Annotated in this window: 5 protein-coding genes and 1 pseudogene; 3 read left to right on the top strand and 3 right to left on the bottom strand. The window is 42.7% G+C overall.

The window, feature by feature from the left end; all coding sequences use genetic code 11:
* Positions 1–268, top strand: a pseudogene (locus ACFFAP_RS32835) (hypothetical protein); the annotation flags it as partial.
* Here the strand turns inward: ACFFAP_RS32835 and ACFFAP_RS32830 are convergent.
* From ACFFAP_RS32830 to nfi, 3 genes are all read right to left on the bottom strand, one after another.
* Positions 260–2,218 (bottom strand): FHA domain-containing protein, encoded by a 1,959-nt coding sequence (locus tag ACFFAP_RS32830; RefSeq protein WP_375515138.1) that lies wholly within the window; start codon positions 2,216–2,218, stop codon positions 260–262. The pseudogene ACFFAP_RS32835 and the gene ACFFAP_RS32830 overlap by 9 nt on opposite strands.
* Before the next feature lie 121 nt (positions 2,219–2,339).
* Positions 2,340–2,888 carry an FHA domain-containing protein gene (locus ACFFAP_RS32825; protein WP_375515137.1) on the bottom strand — a complete coding sequence of 183 codons (549 nt, stop codon included), beginning with the start codon at positions 2,886–2,888 and terminating at the stop codon, positions 2,340–2,342.
* 111 nt (positions 2,889–2,999) lie between these two features.
* On the bottom strand, positions 3,000–3,665 hold the full coding sequence (gene nfi / locus ACFFAP_RS32820) for a deoxyribonuclease V (RefSeq protein WP_375515141.1): 666 nt from the start codon (positions 3,663–3,665) through the stop codon (positions 3,000–3,002).
* A 243-nt stretch (positions 3,666–3,908) separates the two neighbouring features.
* Between nfi and ACFFAP_RS32815 the strand changes: the two genes are divergently transcribed.
* Positions 3,909–4,472, top strand: a complete 564-nt coding sequence (locus ACFFAP_RS32815; protein WP_375515136.1) for a hypothetical protein — start codon at positions 3,909–3,911, stop codon at positions 4,470–4,472.
* Between the two features lie 633 nt (positions 4,473–5,105).
* Positions 5,106–5,411: hypothetical protein (locus ACFFAP_RS32810; protein ID WP_375515135.1), on the top strand; the 306-nt coding region annotated here is incomplete at its 3' end.

The following is a 5,411-nucleotide window of genomic DNA, read 5'->3' as shown; positions in this document are numbered from 1 at the left end:
CAACGTTGAGCCTTTGAACTCCAACGTTGAGCCTTTGAACTCCAACGTTGAGCCTTTGAACTCCAACGTTGAGCCTCTGAACTCCAACGTTGAGCCTCTGAACTCCAACGTTGAGCCTCTGAACCTCGAAGTTGCACCTTTTATCTTCGACGTTGCACCTTTTATCCTCGACGTTGCACCTTTTATCCTCGAAGTTGGGATTTGCTACTCAAAACAGCCAGATAAATACTGTATTCCTCCTGCCCCCTGCCGCCTTAGACTAAGGTGACTGATTTAACACCCATTTCAACCACTGCCCAAAGGAACTTACAACATTTAACCTTTGAACTCCAGGCGCACGGGCGGCGGCGAGTCCATCAACAGCGACTAATGCGGCGTACTGCAAGCCCAAGAAACTATCAACTGCGGCATAAGGGCCACCTAAAGTAATAGCCCCAGCAGCATACATTTGACCTCTATCATTACGCATTTCTACTAATTCAAAATTGTTCGCTACAGTCAGTCGCCCCAAGTGATTCACTGGGAGGTTGTAATGTTTCACCAAATCTGCTAAGAGGGGATTGGCATCTACCTTGGCATCCAGTCCAGTAGCATCAACAATAAAGTCAGCAAGCAATTTCGTTTCCCCAAAGCTTTTTTCTCGGATACGGGTAATAGTCCGATTTTGGGCATCTCGTTCTACATCCAGAACCTCTCCGAAGCTAATTTGATACCAGCCTTCGCTTAACCCTTGGGCAGTAATTTGCTGCCAGTCTTGGCGATCGGCGGTGGTAGTTCCACCCCAGTCTGCTAGTAAACGTTTGCGTTCATCGGGGGTGGCTTTTTCTAACATTGCCCGGAGTTCGCCGCCCCAACAGGCTTTTGGCCAGTTAAATGGTTGAAATTCGTAATGATTTTTGACTAGGCGCTGGGTATTTTGAAATTTGTTGCCTTGAGGTTTAGGCGATCGCATTAAATGCAAAACTGCAATATTCCGATTTCTTTTTCTAGCTTCATAAATGCGCTGCACAATCCGCGAAGCCACAATTCCCCGCCCCCGAATCAATACCGTACCACCTTGTTGCTCTAGTTGCTGATAAACATGATCGTGAGCTTCATAAGCATTGACTACAGATTTAAAGTCTTGATATTTTTCCCTATAAGCTTGCAAATCTGGGAGAAACTGAATTGCTGGATACCCAGTAGCTAAATGTAAATAACGACTAACTAAAAAAGCATAATTTCCTGGGGCGCGAGAATAGGCTATGCAATACCTGCCATCATCAGTTTTGCGAATTCCCCTAACTCGCCCATAGCGATAAATTTGATTCCAGCCAATGCGCTTCGTCTCCCTATCTATGGAATCAAAGACATTACCCGCACGTGGAGTATAAGTTTCTGCAAATGTTGGTTCAGCAAACACTTGCCATAAGTACTTGAATGCTGAGTTTATCTGTCCCTTGGCTAAGTCACCCCAAGCTTCTCGCAAGGCATAACTAGGCCAACCCCAAATATTATCAGGACAAGAGTCAGAATTAGAACGCAGTCTTTCATATAAGGGAATTTGCGAATTCAAACAAAGGCGCTTGTAACGAGCATAAGGTTCTGCCTCTAATCCCAAAGCCACAATTTTGTCAGCACGCACACCACTAATTCGCAGCAAATCAGCCCATAAAAAGCTACCCAGTCCCGCCCCGATCGCTAGATAATCAGATTCATCTACTGGCAGTCCTGTAGCATGAAGTGCTTGCACAGCAACCTTTTGTGCCTGAAACGCTAGTGGCGGGAAATTATTTGCCAAGGGCGTTAGCGGCTGAACTACAGGCAAGGTGGGGTCTGGAAGATTGGTATTTGCGTTGAAGTGAATCGTTGAAGGGGGGGTGGTATCTGGTGCGGATACGTTAACAGCAAATGTCACTGTTATTAAATAGGGGCCAATTTGCAACGTATCGCCATTAGCCAGAACACTGCGCGTTTGTGGTTGACCGTTGACATATACACCGTTAACGCTGCCTTGGTCAATCACTACTAGATGGTCTTGTTCCCAGTTAATTAGGGCATGGTAGCGAGAAACTTCGTTACTGTTAAGTAGCATCCGAGAAACGCGCCGTCCATTAAATTCAGTTGGTAAACGAGCGAATTCTCGACCAAAAGCGATCGGCATATTCAACCTTGGTTCTCGCCGTTCACCTGTCGCCGGATCGTCCCAACTCAATTGGATTTGTAAGTCATTTGTCATTTGTCATTTGTCATTGGTCATTTGTCATTGGTCATTGGGCATGGAAAAAACTCTTTTCCACAGACGCGATTAATCGCGTCTCTACTTCTAATTCTTGTACAGACGCGATTAATCGCGTCTCCTAATTCCCTCCTACCAACACACTCACAGCCGCAGCTAAAGATGTCCCACACCAATGACAGCCAATTTGTAGATTCTCTCCTGGGGAAACTTTATGACATTTGGGGCATTCTAAGCCATAAACTCCTGGCGGTGGTGCAGGGGGTGTTGGTGGATGGTGGTGATGTTCGAGATTTATTGCTGGATTGGGTGGTAGCAAAATTGTTGCTGGAATGCTACCCGTGGAAACGCTAGTAACGTTGAGTTTTATTTGTCCCAAAGAGATATTAGTGCCTTGAGTTAAAGGCATTTCACCTTGGACTAATTGCCGTCCATCGACAACGGGGGGATTTTGCGATCGCAAATTCCTAATATAAAAGCGCTGTTGCTGATGATGAAAAAATATTTCAACGTGTAGACCAGAGACAGTGGGGTGACTCAAAACAATATCGCACCGAAGGGGATCGCGACCGATGCGGACAGTGCCAAGATTTTGACTTGGCTGTTGTTCATAAATGTTCTGAGTTTTATCTTGGCCTGCATCATGCCACTGTAAAGTTAGTGCGTTCATTGTTCTAACTTCGTAATTCGTATTTAGTTAGCTACTTCAACTTCTTTCTGTGCGATTCCTAACACGATTGAGTAGGAGCAAGCAAGTATTTAGAAAAAACTTCAACAAGCTTTATTTCGCCGACGCTAATTGATCGGCAATGCGTGTTGTTTCTGGCAGGCGATATTTGGGCGTGCAGCGTAATACATAGTCAATCGCTGTTGGTAAACTAATTCGATGACCACTGGAGATGTATAGAGGTTTTACTCCTGTGCGCGATCGCAAAACTGCCCCAACCGTTTCACCTTTATATATAAGTGGTTGGCTGCTGCCTTTTGTTTGTGGCAATTCCTCATACTTACCTACTAACCTGGACTTGGCTACACCAATTGTCGGCATATCTATAAGTAACCCTAAGTGGCTAGCTATACCTAATCTGCGGGGATGGGCAATTCCTTGCCCATCACACAGGATGATATCTGGTGTTGTTTTAATCTTCTCTAGGGCATCGAGAACAGCTGGAATTTCCCGAAATGAGAGGAACCCAGGAACATAAGGAAAGGTCGTAGGACGGTGTGCTAGGCTTGTCTCGATTACTTGCAAATCAGGAAAACTCAGTACTGCGACAGCTGCACGGCTAATGGTTCCATCAGCTTCAAAACCCATATCCACTCCAGCAACGTACTGGATAGGTTCTTGCAGTTGATCTTCAGTAATTACTTGATCGCGCAGCTTTTCTTGGATAACGATGGCTTCTTCTAGCGTTGAGGGCCAAGCATGATCTTGATAAATCTTCATGTTGAAAATTAGAATTAAACTGATTAATATTAATCCTGTTAATTTGACAAGCACAAAAACAATAGTTTTTGATGTTGATACAGGGAAAATATATTTATTGCAAAAGTCTGTGAATGACTATCTTTATCCTAGACATTTTAGCCCAGGTTAGCTGATATCTTGCATCATAATGTTACTTAAGGCTGTCAAGAGGGAACCCTGAGAATATAAGTTAATTTTCCGAGATTTTATCTTTTACTGGTTATGACACAGCCAAATATTCTGGAACTTGCAAAACAGGGAGATGCACGGGCGATCGCATCTCTGATGAACCGCCACTTACATCCCAAAGGGATCACTGCAAAAGTTGTCTTCAAAGATGCTTGTTTAGAAGTAATTCTAGAATCTGCTCAAGTACCAAATCAGCAAACCTTAGTTGCATTTGTCCGCAAAGGGTTAACGGCTTTAGGGGCTGCATCTATTGAAATAGTGAAAGTTTATGGGCAACAAACTGGTCAAGAGTTTCCAGCTTGGAGTAAAGAGTTTAATTTAGGCATAGCAGAAGCTGAACTAGAAACAGTAGATGATGAACACTCTTTGAGTAATTCTCAAACTTTAACTATTTGTATTAACTTAAGTGGCGATACTGCACAGGGATTAACAAACCAAAATTTTGAATTTTCTCCTAATCAAATCAGCAATGATATTTTATCATTTTGTTCTGAGGTTTTGATTCAAAAAGTAAGTATTACTAATGGAAGTTCTGTAATTAAAAAAGAACGTAAGTATTTGATTTACCTCATGCATAGGCGCAAACAAATACTATAAAGCAGGTGTTTTTACAACAAATTTCATAAATCCAATGAAATTTTAAATACAGGGCTTGAAAAATTTTAAAAATGTTGTTTTTACCTGTAAATATGGAATCCTAAGAGAGAAAATATTTTCTTAGGTTTTGGATTTATTGGTTATGACACAGGCAAATCTTTTAGAACTTGCTAAACAGGGAGATGCACAAGCGATCGCACCTGAAAACTAAACTAGAAAAAGCAGTGTGTAACTTGCCACCGTAGGCATCGCTCGACTGTCCGGATCAAAATAAAACCCTATAAAGACCAAAACATTAACTGCCATTCTTCACGAAGAAGAAGATTTGGATGTTGCTGAATGTCCTGAAATCGGCACAGTTGACCATTTCGGCTCGATCAAGTTGAAAAAAGATATTATCCAATATCTCGTTTGTTTTGCTTGAATCAGATGCGATATCCTCTAAGTTAGAAGACAGTAAATAGACTGTTGAGGCTGTTATCTATCACGCAAAAGCACAATAACATGGCTTTTTCTCATGAATTTCAGCGCTATCGGAGCGTGGGCCCCCTCGATATCCTCCCAGGTCTAGTTAGTTCCATCCTTCTACACTCTATTTTACTGATGGGGAGCAAATATTGGTTTACAGCTTTTATGCCTGAGCCTAAGCAAGAGATTCCAATTGAGGTAGTTGAAGTTTATCCCAATGAAACACACATACCCCAAAAAACCTCATTTCGGGCTACTAAAGATTCAATCGCAGGTGGTAAAGCTTTACCGAAAAAACCTGTTTCTGCGGTGAACTCAGCTAATTCAGATGCACATAAAGCCTCTAGCAAGAGTTCTTTTGACTCAACAACCTTATCTTCAGCAAAGGTATTCCGGCCAGAACCAAAGCAGCAGAAAGCGGAATCACCAAATCTATCTCTTCAACAACCCAAAGTTCAGCCAACTGCGATC

Origin of the sequence: uncultured Nostoc sp. (assembly GCF_964245575.1) — a bacterium.
Lineage (GTDB): Bacteria > Cyanobacteriota > Cyanobacteriia > Cyanobacteriales > Nostocaceae > Nostoc.
The sequence above is the reverse complement of the archived record's forward strand: the minus strand, read 5'-3'. Positions and strand labels throughout refer to the sequence as shown.

Bases quoted from the DNA above. Each gene is read 5' to 3' on its own strand.
- nfi (WP_375515141.1), bottom strand. From the start codon at position 3,665: ATGAAGATTTATCAAGATCATGCTTGGCCCTCAACGCTAGAAGAAGCC.
- ACFFAP_RS32830 (WP_375515138.1), bottom strand. From the start codon at position 2,218: ATGACAAATGACTTACAAATCCAATTGAGTTGGGACGATCCGGCGACA.
- ACFFAP_RS32825 (WP_375515137.1), bottom strand. From the start codon at position 2,888: ATGAACGCACTAACTTTACAGTGGCATGATGCAGGCCAAGATAAAACT.
- ACFFAP_RS32815 (WP_375515136.1), top strand. From the start codon at position 3,909: ATGACACAGCCAAATATTCTGGAACTTGCAAAACAGGGAGATGCACGG.